Origin of the sequence: Chelatococcus composti (genome assembly GCF_014201415.1) — a bacterium.
In the GTDB taxonomy this organism is placed as follows: domain Bacteria; phylum Pseudomonadota; class Alphaproteobacteria; order Rhizobiales; family Beijerinckiaceae; genus Chelatococcus_A; species Chelatococcus_A composti.
Window position 1 is genome coordinate 101649 of the sequence record NZ_JACHEH010000005.1, and the last position, 22881, is coordinate 124529.

Consider the following 22881-nt stretch of genomic DNA (forward strand, 5'->3'; position numbering starts at 1 on the left):
TATACGAAAGAGCGAACGCGGTGACCTGTCAAGGCCCTCGCGATCAGTTGCGCGAGATGGCCCGGGCGGCAGCGACGACAAGGGGGCTGAACCGCCCGACGGCCTCCTCCTCCGTGTATCGGGCATAGGACACGGCGATGTTGACGGCACCCTCCGGGCGGCCATGCTCGTCGAGAATGGCCGCCGCGATCGAGGCGTCGCCGTTGTAGACCTCGCTGAAGGCGGTGGCGAAGCCGCGTTCGGCCGAGAGGCGGAGCTTGGCCGCGAGATCCTCGCGCCGACAGGTGGTGTGCGCCGTGTAGGCCTTGAGCTCGGAGCGGTCGATGATGTCGAGCGCCTCCTCCTCCGGCAGGCGCGAGAGCATGGCGATCCCCGGCGCAGTGCAATAGGCCGGCATCCGCGTGCCGATGATCACGTCGGTGTTGAGCATGTGCCGGCTCATGAAGCGCGCGACGAAGATGATGTGCGTATCGTCGAGCACCGTGAGGTTGACCGTTTCCTCCGTCTCCTTGCTGAGGTGCATGAGATAGGGCATCGCCCGCTCGATCAGCCGGTTGCCGCGCAGAAAGTGATAGCCGAGGTCCAGGCTTTTCGGCGTCAGCTCGAATCGCTTCGTCTCCGGGTCCTTGCGCAGGTAGCCGAGGCGCGTGAGCGTGTGCGTAAAGCGCTGGGCGGCACTGACATCCATCTGCGTTGCGGCCGCGACCTGCGAGAGGCTCATCGTCTGGCGCTGGCCGCCGAAGGCCTCGAGCACACGGAAGGCTTTTTCGACCGACATCACCATCAGGGCGTCGCCGCTGGCCCGGCTGCCCGCGGTCCCGCCCCGCCTGGCTGGCTTCGTGTTCGTGTCAGCCATCTTCCCCTCTCTCACCGAACTGCGCCCCAGTTTCACAAATGCCGTTGACAACGCCAGCCCGTTCGATGAACATTCAATAGACTTTATTGCATGTCAATATTTCCTATCAAAGGAGAGAGACGCCGATGCCGGAGTTCGTGCTCACGGAGAAGCGGGGAAATGTCGGCATCGTCACGCTGAACCGTCCCCAGGTGCTCAACGCCTGGAACACGGCCATGCGCGTCGAGCTCATCGAGGCCTTCGACGCCATGGAGGCGGATGCCGCCGTGCGTGCGATCATCCTGACCGGCGCAGGCGATCGCGCCTTCGGAGCGGGGCAAGACCTCAACGAGACGAAGACCTTCGATGCCGACCGTGCGGAGGAGTGGGTTGGCGAGTGGGAGCGGCTCTACGACCGCATCCGCTCGCTGTCGAAGCCCATCATCGCCGCCGTCAACGGCGTGGCTGCCGGCTCGGCCTTCCAGGTGGCGCTGCTGTGCGACCTGCGCATCGGCCACCCCGGGGTCAAGATGGGCCAGCCGGAGATCAACTCCGGCATCGCCAGCACGACGGGCCCGTGGATCATGCGCGAGATCATCGGCCTTGCGCACACCATCGACCTCACGCTCACCGGCCGCATGATGGACGCCGAGGAATGCTATCGCATCGGCGTCCTCAACCGCATCGTTCCGCAGGACAAGGTCATGGAGGAGGCGCTCGCGCTAGCCGAGCATCTCGCAGAGAAGCCGCCGACGGCCATGCGTCTCAATCGCCAGCGCTTCCGCGAGATGACGGAGGCGGGCTTCCGCGATGCGCTCGCGGCCGGCGTGCGCATCCAGCGCGAGGCCTACGCGTCCGGCGAGCCCGCCAGAATGATGGAAAAGTTTCTCGCCAGTCGGGCGGCAAGAAAGGGCTGATCCTTCTCTGCCCGTTCAACCAGTGGGGATCAAGACAGGCCAACATGCCTGCAGGAGGGCTTCCATGAACAAGGACAAAAAGTATCTCGACCGTCGCAGCCTTCTGAAGGCGGGCGCCGGCGCCGGTCTCGCGGTACTTGCGACGCCGGCCATCATCGGTCGCGCCAGGGCGGCGACGCAGCTCACTGTCGCGGACCCGGGTGGCCCCTTCGGGCCGGCCTACCGCAAGGCCTTCTACGACCCGTTCGAGCAGAAGACCGGCATCCGCATCGTCAACGTGGCACGTGAGGCCGAGCCGACGGCCCAGTTCAAGGCCATCGTGGAGACGGGCTCCTACACCTGGGACGTCTGCACGCTGACCCTTTCGGCGCGCGACATCCTGACGAAGGAGGGGCTGCTGGAGCCGATCGGTTTCTCGCATTCCGACGTTCCGAGCCTGATGCCCCTCGCCATCTCGCCCTTCTGGCTCGGCGTCGACGTCTACGCGGCGGTCCTCGCCTATCGCACCGACCGCATAAAGAAGGCGCCGGAAAGCTGGGCCGATTTCTGGGATCTCGAGCAGTTCCCCGGTCGCCGCTCCCTGCGCAAGAATCCCATCGACACGCTCGAGGAGGCGCTGCTGGCCGACGGCGTACCGCTCGAGAAGCTCTACCCGCTTGACGCCGACCGTGCCTTCAAGAAGCTCGACCAGATCAAGTCGCACATCGACGTGTGGTGGACCGGCGGCGCCCAGTCCACGCAGCTCCTGCAGAGCGGCGAGGTGGACATGATCGCCGGCTGGAGCGCCCGCTTCCAGGCGGCCATCGATGGCGGCGCGCCGGCCAAGATCGTCTGGAACCAGGGCCTCTACTCCATCGAGGGCTGGGGTATCCCCAAGGGCTGCCCGCGCGCCGAGGCCGCCCGCCAGTTCGTGCGCTTCTGCGCCGAGGCGGCCCAGCAGGCGATCTTCACCGAGACGCTCGCCTACGGGCCGACGAACCTGAGCGCCTATGACTTCATCCCCGACGAACGCGCAGCGCATCTGCCGACGTCGCCGTGGAACCTCGGCCAGATGACGATCGCCAACGAGGACTGGTGGAGTGCCAATCGTTCGGCCATGACCGAGCGCTTCAACAGCTGGCTGCTGAGCTGAACCGCGTCGTCCTTGTGCGACACGTAGTATCCTGATTGTACTGCATGTTCCGGCCCTTCCCGGCCGGGACATGCATCGGAGGTTGCCGTGACGGCGACGGAAATGATCCATTCCACGCCCCGGTCCGCCGGCGGCGCGATGCCCAAGCTCCTCATCGACGGCTTGTCCAAGCGGTACGGGAACGTGACGGCTCTTGAGCCGACGCAGCTAGCCGTGGAGAAGGGCGAGTTCCTGACCCTTCTCGGTCCCTCCGGATCGGGCAAGACCACGCTGCTCCAGCTCATTTGTGGCCTTGTGGAGCGCTCGAGCGGCCGGCTCTTCATCGACGGTGTGGATCAGTCGGACACGCCGGTCCACCAGCGCGATATCGGCCTCGTCTTCCAGCACTATGCGCTCTTTCCGCACCTGACGGTGGCGGAGAACGTGGCCTTTCCGCTCAAGATGCGCGGCTGCGCCCCCGGCGAGATCAGCCGGCGCGTCAAGGATGCCCTCGAGATGGTCCATCTCGGCCATCTCGGCGACCGCTTTCCGCGCATGCTCTCGGGCGGCCAGCAGCAGCGCGTGGCGCTCGCACGCTGCTTCGTCTACCAGCCCTCGATCATCCTCATGGACGAGCCGCTGGGCGCCCTCGACAAGAAGCTGCGCGACCACATGCAGATCGAGATCAAGCGCCTGCACCGCGAGACGGGCACGACGATCATCTACGTCACGCACGATCAGGAAGAGGCGCTCGCCATGTCGGACCGCATCTGCCTGATGAACCACGCGCGCATTGAGCAGATCGGCGCCCCGCACGAGATCTACACCCGCCCGCGCACCGCCTTCGCAGCCGATTTCATCGGCATTTCCAACATCTTCCGCGGCGAGTTCGTCCATGACGCCGGCCGGCCGCGGCTTGCCACGCCGCACGGCATCTTCAACCTGCCGGAGGACGTCAGTGCCACCGGCAAGGGCGGTGCGCTCGTGGTGCGCCCGGAGCACCTGCGCATCGGCGCTGCGTCCCCCAACCGCATCACCGGCGCCGTATCCGAGATCGTCTACGCCGGATCCGAGACGCGCGTCATTGCCGATCTCGGCGGCGGCACCCAGGCCATTCTGCGGCTGTGGCCGGGCGATCCCGTGCCGCAGATCGGCGAGACGATCACCGCGGGCTGGGACGCCAACAGCGCGGCCTTCGTACCATGACGATGGCGCTCTCCATGACGGACACGAGCCCGCGCCCCTGGCGTCCGAGCCCGCTGTGGCTCGCCGTGCCGGGCTTTGTGCTGCTCGTCGTCTTCTTCGCCTTCCCCGTCGCGCGGCTTCTCGTCCTCAGCGTGCAGGACGCGCAGACGGGCGGCTTCAGCCTCGCCTCCTTCGCGCGCATCACGACGACGGATGTCTACATCCGCGTCCTCGGCATCACCTTCAAGATCGCGGGCTACACGGCCATCTTCTCGCTTCTGCTCGGCTACCCGCTCGCCTACTGGCTGGCGCGCATGCCGGATGCCGTGCGCGGGCGCCTGCTGCTCTTCGTGATGGTGCCGTTCTGGACGAGCTATCTCGTCAAGACGTTCGCCTTCATGCTGCTGCTCGGCCGCACCGGCGTCATCAACGATCTGCTCCTTGGCACAGGCATCGTTTCGCAGCCGCTGCCGCTCATTAACAATGAGTTCGGCGTGATGGTCGGCATGGTGCATGCCATGGTGCCGCTCGCTGTCATGACCATGCTGCCGGTGATGACCGGCATCGACCGGCGCCTGGTGCAGGCGGCGCAGACCCTTGGCGCCTCGCCCGTCCACGCCTTCTGGCTCGTCTATTTCAAGCTGTCGCTGCCCGGCGTCGCCGCGGCGGGCCTGCTCGTCTTCATCTCCTCGCTCGGCTTCTTCATCGTGCCCGCCTTCCTCGGCGGCCGGCGCGAGACGATGCTGGCCCAGCTCATCATCGCCCAGGTGCAGGAGCTGCTGAACTGGTCCTTCGCCGGTGCGCTCGCCGCCATGATGCTGCTGGCGGCGCTGGTCTCCTGCTGGGTCTACGACCGCGTCTTCGGCCTTTCAACGGTGACCGGCCAGGGCTCCGATGGCAAGGAAGCCAGCGGCCGCCTGCGCCTTGCGGGCCTGGCCTTGCTGCACGGCCTCGCCAGCGTGTGCGCGCTGATCGCCATGCCGGTGAACCGCCTGTTCGGCCCGCGGGCCGGGCGGGCCATGCTGCCGGCCGTCTCCTGGGCAGTCATCGCCTTCCTGGTCGCGCCGACGCTCATCGTCATCCCGATCGCCTTCACCTCGTCGCAGTTCCTCGAGTTCCCGCCGCCAGGCTTCAGCCTGCGCTGGTTCGAGACCTATTTCTCCTCGCCGCTGTGGGTGCAGGCCACGGTTCGTTCGTTCCTCGTCGCCGGCGCGACGGCAGCGGCGGCGACGGTCATCGGCGGGCTCGCGGCGCTGGCGCTCGCGCGCGGCAACAGCCGGTGGAACGGCGCCATCTTCGCCTTCTTCCTCGCGCCGATGATCGTGCCGCGCATCGTCATCGCGGTCGGGCTGTTCTACCTTTTCGCGCAGATCGGTCTCGTGGCGACCGACCTCGGCCTCGTCATCGGCCACACGGTGCTGGCCATTCCCTTCACGCTCGTCACCATCGCGGCGGTGCTGAAGAGCTACGACACCCGCCTCGATCAGGCGGCGGCGACGCTCGGCGCCAACCGGCTGCGCACGCTATTCCTCATCACCGTGCCGCTGGTGAAGGGTGGCCTCATCGCCGCCTTCCTCTTTGCCTTCATCACCTCCTTCGACGAACTGACCATCGCCATCTTCGTCAGCGGCGGGGTGAAGACGACGCTGCCCAAGCAGATGTGGGACGACATGATCCTGCAGCTCAACCCGACGCTGGCGGCGGTTTCCGTCGTGGTCTTCGCGATCGTGACGGTGCTGCTCCTCGTCGCCGAGCGGGTTCGCCGCTCGCCCTGAACCGCCGGCCGCGCGAAGCGGCTGGCAACCCGTGCAACACGCGCCGCGGCGCGCGGCCTTCGCACCGAAGGGCTCCGCGCCTTGCTGGACTGCGGCTTCGATCGAGCAAGAGACGCTGACGATGGCTTTGACCGACGATGGACTGGCCGGACTTTCCCCCGAAGGGCTCCGCTTTGCCGGCCTCCTGGAGGAACGCGCGGCGCGCGATCCGGACGGCATCTACGCCCGCTTCAACGGCGTGCCGCTGACCTTCGGCCGCTTGGCCGCAGAAGCAGCGGCCTTCGCGGCCGAACTCGCCGCGCGCGGCATCGGGCCGGGAGACCGCGTGGCCGTGATGCTGCGCAACAGCCCGGCAACGCTCGCCGTCGTGTTCGGCCTGCTGCGTGCCGGCATTGCCTGGGTACCTGTCAACGTGCAGCAGCGTGGCGACGGCCTCGCCTATCTTCTCTCCCACGCCGCCCCGAAGCTCCTCATCGTCGAGCGCAACCTCGTCGAGACGGTCATGGATGCGACGGGTGACAAATGCCCGCCGCTGATGCTCAACGGCACGCCGGAGGAGCCGGCCGCCCTCCAGGCGGTGCTCAGCACGGGCCAGCCGTTCGACGGGCCGCTGCCGGAGCCCGAGACCACCGGCGCCATCATGTACACGTCCGGCACGACAGGCAGGCCCAAGGGGGTCATCGTCTCGCACCGGATGCTGCGGCTCGCCTCCGAGGCCGTTTCGCGCGTGTCGGTGGCACGGCCGGGCGACGTCTTCTTCGTCTGGGAGCCGCTCTACCACATCGGCGGCGCGCAGCTGCTGCTGCTGCCGATGACCCACGGCATCACGCTTGCCATGGTGGACCGCTTCAGCGCCAGCCGCTTCTGGAGCCAGGTCATCGCCGAGGGCGCCACCCACATCCACTATCTCGGCGGTATCCTGCAGATCCTGCTCAAGCAGCCGGAAGGGCCGCAGGACCGGGCGCACAAGGTGCGCATCGCCTGGGGCGGCGGCTGTCCCACCGAAATCTGGCAGCGTTTCCAGGAACGCTTCGGGGTCGAGATCCGCGAGTGCTACGGCATGACCGAGGCCTCGAGCATCACCACCTTCAACGACAGCGGCACCGTCGGCTCCGTCGGCACGCCCCTGCCCTGGTTCAAGGTGCTGCTCCTCGACGAGAACGGCAAACCCGTCGCCCCCGGCGAGCGCGGGGAGATCGTGGTCGAGACGAGCCTGCCTGGCGCCCTCTTCGAGGGCTATCTCGACAATCCGGAAGCAACTGCCAAGGCGCTGCGGAATGGCCGCCTGCACACCGGCGATGTCGGCTCTTACGACGCGCACGGCAACCTGCGCTTCCACGGGCGCATGACCGACAGCGTGCGCTGCCGCGGCGAGAATGTCTCCGCCTGGGAGGTGGAGCACGTGGCGGCCGAGCACCCGGACGTGGAGGACTGTGCCATGATCGGCGTCCAGGCCGATGTCGGCGAGCAGGACATCAAGCTCTTCGTCAAGCCACGTCCCGGTTGCCGCATCGACGAGGCAGAGCTGTCGCGCTGGCTGGGCGCCCGCCTCGCGCCCTATCAGAACCCGCGCTACATCGCCATCGTCGACGATTTCGAGCGCACGGCGAGCCAGCGCATCATGAAGCACAAGCTGTCCACGAGCCGCGACGACTGCTGGGACCGGCTTGCTGCACAGGAGGCCTGACATGGACGAACGTTGCGACATCCTGCTGTGCGGCACCGGCGGTTTCGCCGCCCGCATCGCCTTCGACATCGCCGCGACGGCCCGCCGCCCGGTCTCGGTCGTCATCGCCGGCCGCAACGCCGCGCGGCTCGACTGGCTGGTGCTGGCCGCCAATGCCCGCGCGGCCATCTTCGGCGCGCCGGCCAGCTTCCGCGGCCACCGGACCGACCTTCTCGCTCGCGACGCCGCCCCGGCCCTTATCGGCGCGACCCGGCCGAAGGTCGTCGTGCAGGCCGCCTCGGTGCAGACCTCGCAGGTGATCGCAACGACGGGTGACGCCTGGTCCCGGCTCGTCGCCGAGGGCGGCCTCAGCGCCACGGCCGTCTTCCAGACGGTCATCTCTGCCCGCGTCGCGGCGGCCATCACCGCCTCGGGCGGCGGCACGATGCTGGTCAACTGCTGCTTCCCGGATGTCGTCAACGGGCTCATCGCCGCGCTCGGCCACAAGGTCGCCTGCGGCATGGGCAACGTCGCCATCCTCTCCAACGCCTTCTCCGGCGCCCGCGGTATCACCGATCCGGCCCGCATCCAGGTGCTGGCCCACTACCAGAATCTCGCGCCCTTCCGCCGCGCCCCCGAGACGCGCTCCGGCCCGGCGCCGCGGGTGTGGATCGACGGACAGGAGGTGGCGGATGTCTACGGCTCGTTCGCCGACATCCGCCTGACACCGGAACCGGTCATCGACATCTCGGGCGCGAGCGGCGTGCCGCTGGTGCTGGCGATGGCCGCCGGTGAGGACTGGATCGGCCACGTGCCCGGCCCGGACGGACGGCCGGGCGGCTATCCCGTCGCGCTGCGCGCGGGCCGGCTCTCGCTGCGCCTGCCGCAGGGAATGACGGAGGACGAGGCAGTGGCGTGGAACCGCGCCTACGAGGAGCGCGGCGGCCTCGTCATCGAGGGCGGGCGTGCTGTCTACACGGGCGCGCTGCGCGATGCCCTGGCGCGGCACTCGCCGGCGCTGGCGGAAGGTTTCGCCATCCGCGACATCGAGAGCGTCCACGCCGAGATGCGTGCCCTGCGCGACCGCCTCGAGCAGACGCGCTGAGGGCCGGCTCGCCGGCCCGTCAGGCGGCGAGCTGGAAGCGCTCGAAGCGGTGCAACTCCTCGTCGATCGCCACCTTCAGGCCGGCGCGCGTCGCCTCGGCGAACCAGGTCCACTGCTGGATCAGCAGCCGGCCGTTCTCACGGTCGGCCTTGAGGTTGATGGCGGCGACGATCTCGTCGCCGAAGAGCACGGGCAGCGCGAAATAGCCGAGACGGCGCCTGTCCCTGGGCACATAGACCTCGAAGCGGTGCTGGTAGCCGAAGAAGAGCTGCGTGCGCCTGCGCTGGATCATCAGCGGGTCGAAGGGTGAGAGGATGTGGACCTGGCCGGACGGTAGGGCCGCCATGTCGAGCACCTCCGGCCGCGCCCAGTGGACAAGCTTCTCCTCTCCCGCGAGAACGACGGGCACGAGTTCCCTGCGGCGCACCCGGGCCTCGATGACGCGCCGCACCGCCGGTTTGCTGGGCGCATCGAGATAACAGATGGAATCGAGGCTCACGATGCCCTGCGCACGGAGCGCACGGTCAAGCAGATAGGCCGCCCGCTCCCGCTCCGAGGCCGCTTTCGGCAGCGTGTCCCAGCCGAAGTGCCGCTCCATCAGCTCGTAGGTCTTGACCATGCCACTGCGGGCACTGACCGTCAGGACACCCGTGAAGAAGGCGAGCTGCAATGCCCGCTTGGACGGCTTGCGGCTGGCCCAGGGGTGATCCTTCTCGACGAGGACATCGTCCTCAATGTCGCGGATGGTCAGCGGGCCCTCGTCCTCGATGAGCCGCAGCACCCGCGCGAGATCCGCCTTCTTCACCGAGGCAAACCATGGCCGCGGCTTGCGGCGGTAGCGCTTCATGGCGCCGAGATAGAAGCGCAGATCCCGCGTCGGCACGTATGAGAGGGCGTGCGTCCAGTATTCGAAGACGCTCTTGTCGATGCTCTGCGCCCGGGCGAGATCCTCCCGCCGGTAGGCGGGGATGCGCGTCCACAGGATGTGGTGATGGCAGCGCTCGATGACGTTGATGGTGTCGATCTGCACGTAGCCAAGGTGCTCGACCGCGGCCTTCGTCGCCTCCGGCCCCGCACCGAAGGGCTCGGGCGTGTCGAGCCGCTGCGCGGCGATCCAGATGTGCCTGGCCGCCGCCTTCGGCAGGACGTGCGGTGTCGTCTTCGCGGGCGCCATGACGCCGACGATAGCCGATTCGGCCCGGTGCGGAGCTCTAGCGGCGGCCGCCCACCTCGTCGATGTGCTTCAGCAGGTCGGCCGGATCCTCATAGACGCGGAAGGCACCGGCCTGGCGCAGCTCGTCCGGACCGTAGCCGCCGCTGAGCAGGCCGACGCCGAGCGCGCGGCAGCGCGTTGCCGCCAGCATGTCCCAGATGGCATCACCGACGACGACAGCCGTCTCGATGGGCGCGGCGAGCCGGGCCGCGGCGGCGACGAAGAGGTCGGGATCAGGCTTGGCATATTTCACCTGGTCGCGCGTCACGACCGGCACCTTGGCGGGGTCGACGCCGAGCGCCTCGATGTTGAGCGATGCCGTCTCCATCCGGCCGCTGGTGGCGATCGCCCAGGGAATGCCGTTGTCGGTGAGCCAGGCGAGCAGTTCGCGCGCGCCGGGCAGCGGCCGCACCTGGCCGGCGAGGCGCTTGTAGGCCGCCGCATGGCCCTTGCGCAGGCGGTCGACGCGCTCGGCCGAAATATCCATTCCCGTCTCGCGCAGGAGCTGGTTGGTGAAGAGACCACCGCTCATGCCGATCTTGCGGTGGATGCGCCAGACGGACAGGTCGATGCCCTCGGCATCGAGCGCCTCCTTCCAGGCGAGGACATGCTGATAGACGCTGTCGACGAGCGTTCCGTCGAGATCGAACAGGAAGACGGGTTCGATACGCATGGGTCGCACCTCGCGGCTGGTCGGAGCTTATACCGTCTTCTCACGACGCGTCGGGCTTGTCACCGCTCAATGGCGCGGGACCGACGCCGGCGTGCCGTTCGAGCGCGGCACCGAAGGCGCGCGCCGCCGGGCCGAGCGGCGCGTCCGTCCGGTGCACCAGATAGGCGGTGACGATGGCCTCTCCGCCCGGCCCGAAGGCCGTCGCGTTGAGCCGCACCAGCCGGCCTTCGGCGAGATCGCGCGCCACGAGCCACAGCGGCAAGCGCCCCCAGCCCAGGCCGCCGAGGATGAGGGCGTGCTTCACCTCCTGGCTGTCGACGCGCCATGTGCCCGGCGAAAGGACGCCGAAGTCGCGCCCCTGCGACAGGGGCGAGGGGTCCTCGAGGATGATCTGCAGTTGATCGGCGAGATCCTCCATGCCGAGCGGCTCCCGCGGGTCGCGCCGGGCGAGCGGATGGGAGGCGGCGGCGACAGCGACGAAGGCGAGCCGCGTCAGGATGCGGCGCGCGATGCGCGGGTCGGGAAAGTCGCCGCCCACGTTGATGCCGAGTGTCGAGCGGCCTTCGCGCACGGCGACCAACGGCCCGCCGAGCGGCTGGAAGGACACGCGCACGCCGACGGAAGGGTGGCTCGCCCTGAGGTCGCGCAAAGCAGCGGCCACGACGGGCAGGGAAAAGAGCGTGTCGACCACGATCGGCAGCTCGATCTCGAGATCCTGCGAGAGGCCGCGTGCCCGGGCGCGCAGGAAATCGACCTTGAGCAGCGCCGCCCGCGCATCCTCGAGCAACGCCCTGCCCTCCCGTGTCAGCACCGGGCGCCGGCCCGAGCGGTCGAACAGGGCGAGGCCGAGCTCCGCCTCGAGATTGGCCATCGCGTGGCTGACGGCCGACTGCACGCGGCCGAGGCGCGCGGCGGCCGCGCGGAAGCTGCCGGCCTCGGCGACGGCGACGAAAACCCGGAGCTGGTCGAGGGTCAATGCATCCAGCATGATCTATATCTTCGATCAATCGAAGCGAAATTTTCTCACTTATATCGATCGATGCAAGGGTCCATCTCTTCTACGACACGTCGAGAGGTGGACGACATGCGAACACGCGAAGATGCTTCCGTGACGGCGGGCGGGCACGGCAACGAGGTACGACCGCGGGTGCTCGTTCTCTACTATTCGTCCTACGGCCATGTCGCGACCCTCGCCGCGGCGGTCGCCGAGGGGGCCGGCGGGGCCGGGGCCGAGGTCGTGGTCAAGCGCGTGCCCGAGCTGGTGCCCGACGAGGTGGCGCGCCGGGCCGGTTACGACCTGACGCAGGAGGCCCCCGTCGCCACGGTGGCCGAGCTCGCCGACTACGATGCCATCGTCATCGGCACGCCCACCCGCTTCGGCAACATGGCGGCGCAGATGAAGAACTTCCTCGACCAGGCCGGTGGCCTCTGGGCGCGGGACGCGCTGGTCGGCAAGGTCGGCGCCGTCTTCACCTCCACCGGCAGCCAGCACGGCGGGCAGGAGACGACGATCCTGACGGCGCATGTGGTCATGCTGCACCTCGGCATGGTCGTCGTCGGCCTGCCCTACACGTTCAAGGGCCAATTGCGCATGGACGAGATCACAGGCGGCTCGCCCTACGGCGCCTCCACGCTCGCCGACGACGGCAGCGGAGGCGACCGGCGCCCGAGCGAGAACGAGCTCGCCGGCGCACGCTTCCAGGGCCGCCACGTCGCGGAGATCGCCGGCCTTCTCGCCCTCGGTCGCGTCCGTCACGAGATCCGCGCGCGGGAGGACGCATGACCGGCGGGCGCGGCACGACCGGCCTCATCGTCGGCGCGGGCATCGTGTCCGCCTTCCAGGTGGGCAAGGCGCCGCTGGCGCTGGACGCCGTGCGGGCGGATCTCGAACTGTCCCTCGCCGTCGCCGGCTGGCTGCTCTCGGCCTTCGCCATCGTGGGCGCCGTGGCGGGCATGGCCATCGGGCTCGCGGCAGGGCGCGCCGGCATGCGCCGGCTCGCCGTCGGCGGGCTCCTCCTGCAGGCGCTCGGCAGCGCCATCGGGGGCGGCGTCGGCGGCGCGCCCCTCCTTCTCGCGAGCCGCGCCGTCGAAGGCCTCGGCTTCCTCGCGGTCATCGTCGCGGCCCCGGCGCTTCTCGCGGCGATCACGCCTGCGCCCCGCGCCGGCCCGGTCTTCGCACTGTGGAGCACGTTCATGCCGGTGGGCATGACCATCATCCTCGTCGCGGCGCCGCTGCTGCCCGTCCTCGGCTGGCGCGGGTTGTGGCTCGCCAATGCCGCGCTGCTCGCGGGCTATGCCCTCGTCGTCGCCCTGCGCACGAAGGGCCTTTCCCTGCCTCCACCGGCGGAGCACATCGGCGAAGATGCACGCGACACGCTAAGCAGACGTGGACCGTGGCTGCTCGCCGGATTGTTCGCTGTCTTCTGCACGGCCTTTTTCGCCGCCTTCGGCTTCCTGCCGACGATCCTCGGCGAGCGCCTGGCCGTCTCCCCGCCGGCGGCGAGCCTGCTGACCGCGCTGGCCATCCTCGCCAGTGCCGGCGGCAATCTTTTCTGCGGCCGCCTCATCGCCCGGGGCTGGAGCGGCCGGGGCCTTCTCGTCATCGGCTTCGCGGCCATGGCTGTCTGCGGCATCGGCATCTTCACCCCGTCGATGCCGGCCGCCGGCGCCTATGTGTCATGCCTCATGTTCTCGGCCATCTCCGGCCTCATCCCCGTCGTCCTCTTCGATGCCGCGCCGCATCACGCGCCGCGGCCGGACCGTGCGGCCGCCAGCATGGGGCTGCTGATGCAGGGCAACAACCTCGGGCTGCTCGTGGGCCCGGCCGCGGCGGGGCTCCTCGCCGGAAGCCTCGGCTGGCCGAGCCTTGCCGCCCTCGTGGCCGTCGTCGCGCTCGCCGGCATCGCGCTTGCGGCGATGCTGCCGCCGCGGCGGGCGGACGTCAGCGCCGCGGCGAAGCCGTCGGCCGCTCCCAGTTGAAGGCGGCGAGGCGCGGATCGTCGGCGAAGGCCTCGCGGCCGAATTCGAGGCCGCTCGCAGGAAAGTCGCAGACCGCCTGCACGCCGCTCGGCCCGAGCCGCATGCGCCAGGTCTGCCGCTCGAGCGGGCGCGGCTCGGAGAAGGCGGCGCAGGTCAGCACCGCGACATTGGCACCCCGCTCGGGATCGCGCACCGATTCATAGCGGATGACGGCGATATCCGCCTCCCGCGCCGCATCGGCGAGCTCCTGGCAGGCGTCATAGGCGAGAAGGTTGGTCCACAGCGCCCTGTCGCGCACGAGCGGCGGCGCCGTGAGGTCGAGCGCCCGCGCCGCGGCAACGGCGGCCGAGAAGGCCGTGTAGTCGGTCGTGTTCGCCGGCCAGGGCGTCATCGGCGATTCGGCAAAGAAGAGGAGGCGGTAGAAGGCCATCTCGGCCACGGCGGTGCGTGGCGCCTCGGCGGCGTAGTAGACGCCGGCGGTGCGGCCGGCGCGGCGAAAGCGCGAGCCTTTGGGATATTCCGCGCCGTAGCGGAACGGCGTTGCCAGCAGATAGTCGAGGTGCCGGCACTCGGGCGGCAGTGCCGGCTTCGTCTCCTCGATGAGGTCCTCGAGAAGCTTCTGCTCATCGAGGTTGTCGACGAGCTTGAGCGTCGAGACGCGGTGCTGCGCCTCGATGAGCCGCCAGCAACGCCCCGCGTGCGGACGCGCTTCAGACGAGAGCGCGGCGGGCGTCCAGATAGGCGATGACATCGACGAGACCGGCGACGGTGCCGATCCGGTCGAGCGGCCGGGCACCGAGAAGTGTGTTGGGATTGCGCAGCCAGGCGCGGGCGACGGTCTCGTCCCCGCCGACGATCGCATCGAGCGAGCGGAAGAGGCGCACGAACAAAACCGACAGCTCGAAGGTCTTGGTGCCGGCCTCCAGCACGTAGTCCCCGCGCTTCATGCGCGAGACGGTGGCTTCGCTCAGGCCCACGATGCCGGCGAGCGCCCGGGCCGTAATGTCGAGCCGGTCGGCCGCCCGCAAGAGCGCCTTCGTCAGCACCGTGCCCGGGTCGGGCACATCGGCTCGCCGCTCGAGGATCTGCGCCATGGGTCCTTCTTTCAACTGCTTCTTTCCACGGAAAACATGAATAGCATAAATTTCTATGGAATGGAAATGGTCACCGGCTCTGCGCCCTAAGCCGCGCCACCTCGGCACGGATGGGTGCAAACGGCCCGTAGCGGTGCTGGCTTTCCGAAAAGCCGTCGGCATAGGGGCCGTAGGGCGTGTCCACCGGCTTGTCGAGCTTGTCCGGGAAGTCGGCGGCGAGGTCCGCCTTGCGCGGCCGCGGCTGCGAGACGACGAAGGCGGCGACATCCCAGGCGTCCTCGGGGGCGAGCCGCGGCATCACCCAGCTCGTGCCGTTCGGCATGTTGTCGTGCACGAAATTGGCGATGGTGACGAGGCGGTTCATGCCGGCCCCGTCGTTGAAGCTGTCCTCGCCCCAAAGCGGCGGCGTCGCATAGCCGAGCGCATCACCCCTGACGCCGCGCCGCACGCCTTCGCCGCCGGGGCCATGGCACAGGGCGCAGTTGGCGCGGTAGACCTCGGCGCCGCGCGCCGGATCGGCCGGCCGGTCGAGCTCCGCCATCGCCTGAAGGCCCTGCCCCGCGACAGCGGCATCCTTCGGCAGGCCGTTGGAGAGCACGCGGATATAGGCGACGAGCGCCTGCATCTCGCGACCTTCCGCCGGCAGGGGCCGGCCGTTCATGGACCGCGTCATGCAACTGTTGACGCGGTCCTCGATCGACACCTCCTCGCCACGCCGGGTGCTGTAGCGCGGGTAGTCGACGAAGGCGCCCACGAGGAGCAGGCCGAACTTCTTGCGCCCTTCGTCGAGGTGACAGTTGCGGCAGGCGAGATTGTTGCCCGCATAGCGCCGGGAAGCATCCGCTACCTCCGGCCCGATATGGGCATAGGTCGCCGCTACCAGCGAGCGGCCGTAGCGGACGAGCCGGCCGTTCTCGTCATCCGGCAGATGGTCGATGTCCGGCACGCTCCAGACGGTGACGGGCGCCACCGGCGGGCTCTGGGCTTGCGCTCGCTCCGCGCCGGCGAGCCCGACGACGAGGACGAGGCCAGCGGCAAGCCTGCCCAGAACCTTGTCGACAACCATGATGACCCCCGTCCACCCCGGGCGAATGCCCGGCCCCCGCCGTCCATGCAAGCCGAAGCGGCCGGCAAGAGCAAGGCCGCAGGCAGCCGAACCTGCACCGCTGGAACAATGGGCCGCCGTTCCCATTTCTTGAGGGAGCCCGCCGCGAACCCGGGCTCACGATCCGTGGCTCCCGACCGAGGGGAGAAGAAGCGATGCTGCCGTCCCGCCGCTCCGTCCTTCACGCCTTCCTTTCGGCGCCCGCGGCCTCCCTGCTCGCCTCGGCTTCCGCCGGTGCGCAACCGGCACCCGCCCCCCTCACGCGCACGCCTTCCTGCGACGGGCTTGAGCCGACGCCACCGGTTACCGAGGGTCCTTTCTACAAGCCCGACACGCCACAGCGCCGCAACTTCGCCGATGACGTGCCCGACGGCGAGCGGATCACGCTCGCCGGCTTCGTGCTCGACGAACAATGCCGGCCGCAGGCGCAGGCCCTCGTCGAGCTCTGGCATGCGGACGACGAAGGGCGATACGACAATGCCGGTTACAGGCTGCGCGGCCACCAGTTCACCGACGATAACGGGCGCTGGTGGTTCACCACCATCATGCCCGCCGTCTACACCGGCCGCACGCGCCACTATCACGTCAAGGTGCAGCGCCGCGGCAGCGACGTGCTGACCACCCAGCTCTACTTTCCCGGCGAGCCGCGCAACACGCGTGACCGCCTGTTCGACGAGCGCCTCCTGATGCGTGTCGAGGAGACGGCCGACGGAAAGTTCGCCCGTTACGACTTCGTCGTCTGACGCCGGCAAGGCGGCATCGTCGATCCACGAGATTTGCGCAGATCATCATATGTATTGATCGCGCCATCGGCATCCGTCAGGCTTTCTCCGATCATATCCGCGATCCATTGCGGCCCTGAAGGGTTGCAATGCGAGGCTATATCGCCTAACGTGCGCCGCATCATACATATGCAGCAATCATCAACTGCGCAGACGCATGTCTGCGCAATGCTTGTTGTATTTGGCATCGATTTTCTTGCACAAGAACAAGAAATATAAAGAATCAAATTCACGGAACCAAGAGGAAGAGCTAATGACAATCACGAAGACGATCGGCCTTGCCGCCGCAATGTCCCTGGCTGCCATCATCGGCGCCGCGGCGCCCGCTGCCGCCCAGAGCTGCGAGGTCGACAGGCCTGTTGTTTTCGGCGATCTCGACTGGGATTCGAACTTCTTTCACAATGCTGTCGCCCGCTTCATTCTGGAGAAGGGATACGGCTGCAAGACCGATTCGATCCCCGGCTCCACCATCCCGCTCTACACGGGTGCGGTGCGCGGCGACGTCGACGTCGTGATGGAGATCTGGTCGAACACGGCGCCGGAGGTGTGGCGCGAGGGCGTCAAGGACGGCAAGGCGGTCGAGGTCAGCGTCAACTATCCCGACGCCATCCAGGCCTGGTTCGTGCCGCGCTACCTCGTCGAAGGCGAGGATGCCCCCGCCAAGGACCTGAAGTCGGTGTCGGACCTGCCGAAGTTCAAGGAGCTGTTCAAGGATCCGGAGGAGCCGGAGAAGGGTCGCTTCTACAACTGCATCTCCGGCTGGGCCTGCGAGGTCATCAACACGAAGAAGCTCGCCGCCTACGACCTCAACGATTCCTACGTCAATTTCCGTCCCGGCACCGGCGCGGCGCTGATCGCGGCCATCGAGAGCAACATCAAGCGCAAGCGGCCCATCGTCTTCTACTACTGGGGCCCCACCTGGGTGCTCGGCAAGATCGGCGACCAGGTCGTCCAGCTCGAGGAGCCGGCCTATGACGACGCCGTCTGGAACACGCTGATGGAGACGAAGAACGCCGAGGACGTGGAGAAGGCGACCGCCTATCCGCTCACCAAGGTGCTCATCGGTGCCAATGCCGAGTTCGCCAAGCAGGCGCCGAACCTGATCGCCTTCCTCGAAAAGTACGAGACGACGAGCGCGCTCGTCTCCGAAGCCCTCGCCTACATGCAGGACAATGACGGCTCGGCCGAGAAGGCCGCCGAGAACTTCCTGAAGACCCGCGAGGATCTGTGGACGCAGTGGGTGCCGGCGGACGTCGCCGAGCGCGTCAAGCAGGCGCTCTGACTGCCCAAGCGCCTCGCCGCCGCCACCGGCGGTGAGGCGCCCCACCGGACACCTTTGGCATGAACATCTTTCCCGACATCCGCGGGCCGATCGCCTCCGCGACGAACGACCTCGTCGATTTCCTCGTCGTCGATTACGGCGACGCCTTCGAAGCCTTCTCAAACGTCCTCCTCCAGGGGCTGCTCTTCATCGAGCGCGGGCTGCGCGCCGTGCCGCCCTGGGCGATGATCCTGATCATCGCGGCCGTGGCGCTGGCGGCGAGCCGCAAGCCGCTCATGGCCGTCGGCGCCGCCGCCGGGCTGTGGTTCATAGGCGCGCTCGGGATGTGGGACCAGGCGATGCAGACGCTCGCCATCATCCTCGTGTCGGTCTGCTTCTGCATTCTCGTCGGCCTGCCGCTCGGCGTCCTCGCCGCCTCCTCGCGGATGTTCCGCCGCGGGCTCATCCCCGTGCTCGACCTGATGCAGACCATCCCGAGCTTCGTCTATCTCATCCCGGCGGCGATGCTCTTCGGCCTCGGCAAGGTGCCGGCGATCCTCGCCACCGTCATCTATGCCCTGCCGCCGCTCATCCGCCTCACCGACCTCGGCATCCGCGAGGTCGACGGCGAGGTCGTGGAGGCGAGCCGCGCCTTCGGCGCGACGCGTGCCCAGATCCTCACGGGGGTGCAGATTCCCCTGTCCATGCCGACCATCATGCAGGGCATCAACCAGACCACGATGCTGGCGCTGTCCATGGTCGTCATCGCCTCGATGATCGGCGCGCGAGGCGTCGGCGAGACGGTGCTGCTCGGCCTGCAGCGCAACGATTCCGGCACCGGCCTCGTCGGCGGCATCACCATCGTCATCCTCGCCGTCGTGATCGACCGCATCACCCAGGCCTACGGCCGGCGCCTGCAGCGCCACCGCAGCGCCGAGGCCTGAGAAGAGCCGCCATGCCGCTCATCGAACTCGACCATGTCGTCACCATCTTCGGCAACGATCCGGAGGGAGCCCTCGCGCGGGTGCGCGCCGGGGCCGACAAGAAGACGCTGCTCGCCGAGACGAACCACGTCCTCGGCCTCGACGACATCACGCTCTCCATCGAGGCGGGCGAGATCTTCGTCGTCATGGGCCTGTCCGGCTCGGGCAAGTCGACGCTGGTGCGCCACATCAACCGGCTGATCGATTCGACCGCCGGCGCGGTGCGCATCGACGGCACGGACATCATGGCCTTGTCGAAGAAGGAGCTCATCGCCCTGCGCCGCCGGCGCATCGCCATGGTCTTCCAGCGCTTCGGCCTGCTGCCGCACCGGCGGGTACTCGAAAACGCCGCCTACGGCCTCGAGATCCGCGGCCTCCCCAAGGCCGAGCGCGAGGCACGCTCCCGCGACTGGCTGGAGCGCGTCGGCCTCAAGGGCTACGAGGACCGGTATCCCGGGGAGCTGTCGGGCGGCATGCAGCAGCGTGTCGGCCTCGCCCGCGCGCTCGCCGCCGATACCGACATCATCCTCATGGACGAGGCCTTCTCGGCGCTCGATCCCCTCATCCGCAGCGAATTGCAGGACGAGCTCGTCGCCCTGCAGCGCGCGACGGGCAAGACCATCGTCTTCATCACCCACGATCTCGACGAGGCGCTGCGCCTCGCCGACCGCATCGCCATCCTCAAGGACGGGCGGCTCGTGCAGGTGGGTACGCCCACCGACATCCTGCTCTCGCCGGCCGACCCTTACGTCGAGGCCTTCGTGCGCGACGTGAACCGCGCCCGGGCGCTGACCGTCGACAGCCTGATGCAGCCGCCGGCCCTGCGCCTCAGCGAGGAGAGCATCGGCGAGGCGCTCGCCGCCATGCGCCGCACCAAGTCCGACGTCGCCTATGTGGTCGACGACGGGCGTTTTGCCGGCGTGGTGACGAAGGAAGGGCTGGAGCGTGCGGCGGTGACCCAGGGCGCCGGAGAGGCCGTCGCCGCCGTGGCGGAGGCCCATCCCGCCGTCACCGCCGACACGGCGATCGAGAGCGCCATCCCGACGCTGCTCGAGAGCCCCCATCCGCTGCCGGTCGTCACCGAGGACGGGGACCTCGCCGGCATCGTCCGTCCCGAAAGCGTGAGCGAGGTGCTCGTCAGCGAGCGCACCCAGGCGGATCTCGTCGAGAGTGCGGGCGCCGGCGAGGCGGCCGCGAGCCGCCGCGCCGATATCGACAGCGCGGCGTGAGCGGAGGCGGGCCCACGGCCCGCCTCACCGTTTCACCGCGGCAGCACGGCCTCGACCGCCGCCTTCGCCGCGGCGACGACCACATCCGCCTCCTCGCGCGTCAGGCACAGCGGCGGCGCGAAGCCGAGGATGTCGCCGTGCGGCATGGCGCGGCCGATGACGCCGCGCTCGAGAAGCGCCGCTGCGACGCGCGGGCCGACCTTCTCGGCAGCGTCGAAGAAGGCGCGATCGTCCTTGTCCTTCACGAACTCGACGGCCGCGAGCAGCCCCTCGCCGCGCACCTCGCCGACATGGGGATGGTCGGCGAGCGCCTCCTTGAGGCCCTTCAGGAAATAGGCGCCGACCTCCCCCGCATTGGCGACGAGTCCGAGCTCATCGACGAGCTCGAGATTGGCGACGCCCGCCGCGGCACAGAGCGGATGGGCCGAATAGGTCCAGCCATGGCCGATGGGGCCGAATTTGTCCGAGCCCTCCTCGAGCACGCGCCACACCTTCTCCGACACGATGACGCCCGAGAGCGGCGCATAGGCCGAGGTCAGCCCCTTCGCGATGGTGATGAGGTCCGGCCGGATGCCGTAGTGGTCGGAGCCGAACATCGAGCCGAGGCGTCCGAAGCCGGTCACCACCTCGTCGGCGATGAGCAGGACGTCGTATTTGGCGAGCACGGCCTGGATCTTCTCCCAGTAGCCCCTGGGCGGCGGCACGATGCCGCCGGTGCCGAGCACCGGCTCGCCGATGAAGGCCGCCACCGTCTCCGGCCCCTCGGCGAGGATCAGCTCCTCGAGCTTCTCGGCGCACCAGGCGGAGAACTGGTCCTCGTCCATGCTCCGGTCGGGACGGCGGAAGTAGTACGGCGCCTCGGTGTGAAGCACGGGCGGCAGCGGCAGGTCGAACTGGTTGTGGAAGGCGGCAAGGCCCGTGAGGCTTCCGGTCATCAGGCCGGAGCCGTGATAGCCGCGCCAGCGCGAGATGATCTTCTTCTTCTTAGGCCGGCCGAGCACGTTGTTGTAGTACCAGACGAGCTTGACGTTGGTCTCGTTGGCATCCGAGCCCGAGAGGCCGAAGAAGACGCGGCTCATGCCCTGCGGCGCGCGGTCGATGATCATCTTGGCGAGGCGGATCGACGGCTCGGAGCCGTGGCCGACATAGGCGTGATAGTAGGGCAGCTTCGCCGCCTGCTCGGCGATGGCCTCGGCGATCTTCTCCCGGCCGTAGCCGACATTGACACAATAGAGCCCGGCGAAGGCGTCGAGGCTGCGCCGGCCCTGCCGGTCGACGATATGGACGCCCTCGCCGCCGGCGATGATGCGGTTGGGGCTCTCGCCACGGGCGTGCTGCCCCATGTGGGTCGACGGGTGGAAGAAATGGTCCCGGTCCCAGGCGGTGAGTTCGTTGTCGGGCAGGATGGTCTTGTCGAGCATGGTCGTCTCCGGGATCAGGAAAGGTCGAGGCAGAGATATTTGAGGTCGGTGAAGGCTTCGAGGCCGTGGCGCGAGCCCTCGCGGCCGAGGCCCGAGAGCTTGACGCCGCCGAAGGGCACGGGCGGGCCGGTGAGCTTGACGCGGTTGACGGCCACCATGCCGTAGTCGAGCGCCCGGCCGAGGCGCAGGGCCCGCGCCCCATCCCGCGTCACCACGTAGGCGGCAAGGCCGTAGTCGCTGGCATTCGCCCGGGCGATCACCTCCGCTTCGTCTTCGAAGGGCGTGACGGGTGCGACCGGGGAGAAGGTCTCCTCGCGCATGATGACCGCTTCGTCCGGCACATCCACGAGCACGGTCGGCTGGAACAACAGGGTGCCCTCCTCCGCCTCCCCGCCGACGAGGCAGCGCGCCCCGCGCCGCACGGCATCGTCCACATGTGCCCTGGCCTTGGCGACCGCGCGCGCATGCATCAAGGGGCCGATATCGGTCCCCGACGCGAGGCCGGGGCCGACCTTGAGCGTCCTCACCCGCGCGGCGAAACGCTCGCAGAAGGCCGCGTAGAGGCCGCGCTGGACATAGATGCGGTTGGCGGCGAGGCAGTCCTGCCCCGAGGTGGCGAATTTGGCGTCGATCGCGATGGAAACGGCGCGGTCGAGGTCGGCATCGTCGAAGATGATGAGCGGGGCATGCCCGCCGAGCTCCAGCACCAGCCGTTTCATGCCGGCGGCGGCCTTGGCCGCCACCTGCCGGCCGATCTCGGTTGAGCCGGTGAAGCTCACCGCGCGCACCCGCTCGTCCTCGCAGAAGCGCCCGGCGATGGTGGCCGCATCGCCCGTCACGATGTTGAAGACGCCTCCGGGCAGGCCGGCCCGCTCGCCGAGCTCGGCGAGCGCCAGCGCCGACAAAGGCGTGTAGGAGGAGGGATGGGCGACCACGGTGCAGCCGGCGGCGAGCGCCGCGGCGGCCTTGCGCGTCAGCATGGCGGAGGGGAAGTTCCACGGCGTCAGCAGGGCGGCGACGCCGACCGGCTCGCGCCGCACCATCATCTCCGCGTCCGGAAGATGGCTGGTGACGCCCTCGGCATTCACCCGCACCGCCTCTTCGGCATACCAGGCGACGAAGGAGGCGGCATAGTCGATCTCGCCGCGGGCCTCGGCGAGCGGCTTGCCCTGCTCCATCACCATGATGACGGCGAGGTCCTCGCGCGCCGCCATGATGAAGTCGTACCAGGCCCTGAGCCGCGCCGCCCGCTCCTGCGGCAGCAGCGCCCGCCAGGCGGGGAAGGCGCGATGCGCCGCCGCAACGGCCGCGTCGGCGGCATCGGCCCCGAGCGCGGCCACACGGGCGACGAGCGTGCCGTCGGCAGGATCGTTCACATCGAAGACGGCCCCGTCGGGCGCTGCCGTCCAGCGTCCGTCGACATAGCCGAGCGTGCGTACGAGCCGCTGGTCCTTCAGGCGGCCGTAGCCCGGGTGATACTCGACGGCACGCGCCGTCGCGGCAAGAGCGTTCATGGTTCTCCTCCGGCGAAGTCCTTCACCGCAAGG

At 68.8% G+C, this 22881-nt stretch carries 21 protein-coding genes; 12 read left to right on the plus strand and 9 right to left on the minus strand.

The window, feature by feature from the left end; all coding sequences use genetic code 11:
- Positions 1-43 precede the first annotated feature (43 nt).
- Positions 44-856 carry an IclR family transcriptional regulator gene (locus HNQ73_RS11740; RefSeq protein ID WP_183335061.1) on the minus strand — a complete coding sequence of 271 codons (813 nt, stop codon included), beginning with the start codon at positions 854-856 and terminating at the stop codon, positions 44-46.
- Positions 857-981: 125 nt separating this feature from the next.
- On the opposite strand from HNQ73_RS11740, the gene HNQ73_RS11745 reads away from it, so the two are divergent.
- The 6 genes from HNQ73_RS11745 to HNQ73_RS11770 all read left to right on the plus strand — a co-directional run bounded on the left by HNQ73_RS11745 (position 982) and on the right by HNQ73_RS11770 (position 8594).
- Positions 982-1752 (plus strand): enoyl-CoA hydratase/isomerase family protein, encoded by a 771-nt coding sequence (locus HNQ73_RS11745; protein WP_183335062.1) that lies wholly within the window; start codon positions 982-984, stop codon positions 1750-1752.
- Positions 1753-1816: 64 nt separating this feature from the next.
- The gene (locus HNQ73_RS11750) at positions 1817-2884 is read left to right on the plus strand and encodes an ABC transporter substrate-binding protein (RefSeq protein ID WP_183335063.1); all 1068 of its coding nucleotides are present in this window, start codon (positions 1817-1819) and stop codon (positions 2882-2884) included.
- Positions 2885-2971: 87 nt separating this feature from the next.
- The gene (locus HNQ73_RS11755; RefSeq protein WP_306415755.1) at positions 2972-4069 is read left to right on the plus strand and encodes an ABC transporter ATP-binding protein; all 1098 of its coding nucleotides are present in this window, start codon (positions 2972-2974) and stop codon (positions 4067-4069) included.
- 14 nt (positions 4070-4083) lie between these two features.
- Positions 4084-5823, plus strand: coding sequence for an ABC transporter permease subunit (locus tag HNQ73_RS11760; protein ID WP_244650141.1), 1740 nt, complete (start codon positions 4084-4086; stop codon positions 5821-5823).
- A gap of 121 nt (positions 5824-5944) precedes the next feature.
- A complete protein-coding gene (locus HNQ73_RS11765; protein WP_183335065.1) occupies positions 5945-7510 on the plus strand; it encodes an AMP-binding protein in 1566 nt (521 codons plus the stop codon).
- Position 7511: 1 nt separating this feature from the next.
- On the plus strand, positions 7512-8594 hold the full coding sequence (locus tag HNQ73_RS11770) for a hypothetical protein (RefSeq protein ID WP_183335066.1): 1083 nt from the start codon (positions 7512-7514) through the stop codon (positions 8592-8594).
- Between the two features lie 19 nt (positions 8595-8613).
- Here HNQ73_RS11770 and HNQ73_RS11775 read toward each other — a convergent pair whose 3' ends face one another.
- Genes HNQ73_RS11775 through HNQ73_RS11785 form a run of 3 tightly spaced genes read right to left on the minus strand, consistent with a single transcriptional unit; the run spans position 8614 to position 11468 of the window.
- A complete protein-coding gene (locus tag HNQ73_RS11775) occupies positions 8614-9768 on the minus strand; it encodes a winged helix-turn-helix domain-containing protein (RefSeq protein ID WP_183335067.1) in 1155 nt (384 codons plus the stop codon).
- Positions 9769-9805: 37 nt separating this feature from the next.
- Positions 9806-10480, minus strand: coding sequence for an HAD family hydrolase (locus tag HNQ73_RS11780; RefSeq protein ID WP_183335068.1), 675 nt, complete (start codon positions 10478-10480; stop codon positions 9806-9808).
- A 40-nt stretch (positions 10481-10520) separates the two neighbouring features.
- On the minus strand, positions 10521-11468 hold the full coding sequence (locus tag HNQ73_RS11785; protein ID WP_183335069.1) for a LysR family transcriptional regulator: 948 nt from the start codon (positions 11466-11468) through the stop codon (positions 10521-10523).
- Between the two features lie 96 nt (positions 11469-11564).
- On the opposite strand from HNQ73_RS11785, the gene wrbA reads away from it, so the two are divergent.
- Positions 11565-12263 carry an NAD(P)H:quinone oxidoreductase gene (gene wrbA, locus HNQ73_RS11790; protein WP_183335070.1) on the plus strand — a complete coding sequence of 233 codons (699 nt, stop codon included), beginning with the start codon at positions 11565-11567 and terminating at the stop codon, positions 12261-12263.
- Positions 12260-13459, plus strand: a complete 1200-nt coding sequence (locus tag HNQ73_RS11795) for an MFS transporter (protein ID WP_183335071.1) — start codon at positions 12260-12262, stop codon at positions 13457-13459. Before wrbA ends, HNQ73_RS11795 begins: the two co-directional genes overlap by 4 nt.
- Here HNQ73_RS11795 and HNQ73_RS11800 read toward each other — a convergent pair.
- From HNQ73_RS11800 to HNQ73_RS11810, 3 genes are all read right to left on the minus strand, one after another.
- Complete coding sequence (locus tag HNQ73_RS11800) at positions 13422-14210, minus strand: RES family NAD+ phosphorylase (protein ID WP_183335072.1); 789 nt, start codon at positions 14208-14210, stop codon at positions 13422-13424. The genes HNQ73_RS11795 and HNQ73_RS11800 overlap by 38 nt on opposite strands.
- Entirely contained in the window at positions 14170-14553 is a 384-nt protein-coding gene (locus HNQ73_RS11805) for an antitoxin Xre/MbcA/ParS toxin-binding domain-containing protein (protein ID WP_183335073.1), read from the minus strand. The genes HNQ73_RS11800 and HNQ73_RS11805 overlap by 41 nt, the downstream gene beginning before the upstream one ends.
- Positions 14554-14623: 70 nt before the next feature.
- A complete protein-coding gene (locus HNQ73_RS11810) occupies positions 14624-15619 on the minus strand; it encodes a c-type cytochrome (protein ID WP_183335074.1) in 996 nt (331 codons plus the stop codon).
- Between the two features lie 194 nt (positions 15620-15813).
- Here HNQ73_RS11810 and HNQ73_RS11815 point away from each other — a divergent pair, with 194 nt between their 5' ends.
- The 4 genes from HNQ73_RS11815 to HNQ73_RS11830 all read left to right on the plus strand — a co-directional run bounded on the left by HNQ73_RS11815 (position 15814) and on the right by HNQ73_RS11830 (position 19913).
- A complete protein-coding gene (locus HNQ73_RS11815) occupies positions 15814-16401 on the plus strand; it encodes a dioxygenase family protein (RefSeq protein ID WP_183335075.1) in 588 nt (195 codons plus the stop codon).
- A gap of 292 nt (positions 16402-16693) precedes the next feature.
- The gene (locus tag HNQ73_RS11820; protein ID WP_183335076.1) at positions 16694-17722 is read left to right on the plus strand and encodes an ABC transporter substrate-binding protein; all 1029 of its coding nucleotides are present in this window, start codon (positions 16694-16696) and stop codon (positions 17720-17722) included.
- Positions 17723-17787: 65 nt separating this feature from the next.
- The gene (locus tag HNQ73_RS11825; protein WP_373284916.1) at positions 17788-18645 is read left to right on the plus strand and encodes an ABC transporter permease; all 858 of its coding nucleotides are present in this window, start codon (positions 17788-17790) and stop codon (positions 18643-18645) included.
- 11 nt (positions 18646-18656) lie between these two features.
- Positions 18657-19913, plus strand: a complete 1257-nt coding sequence (locus tag HNQ73_RS11830) for a quaternary amine ABC transporter ATP-binding protein (RefSeq protein ID WP_183335078.1) — start codon at positions 18657-18659, stop codon at positions 19911-19913.
- A 32-nt stretch (positions 19914-19945) separates the two neighbouring features.
- On the opposite strand, the gene HNQ73_RS11835 is transcribed toward HNQ73_RS11830, so the two are convergent.
- Together HNQ73_RS11835 and HNQ73_RS11840 are read right to left on the minus strand one after the other, a co-directional pair.
- Entirely contained in the window at positions 19946-21334 is a 1389-nt protein-coding gene (locus tag HNQ73_RS11835) for an aspartate aminotransferase family protein (RefSeq protein WP_183335079.1), read from the minus strand.
- A gap of 14 nt (positions 21335-21348) precedes the next feature.
- Positions 21349-22848, minus strand: coding sequence for an NAD-dependent succinate-semialdehyde dehydrogenase (locus HNQ73_RS11840; protein WP_183335080.1), 1500 nt, complete (start codon positions 22846-22848; stop codon positions 21349-21351).
- Positions 22849-22881 lie beyond the last annotated feature (33 nt).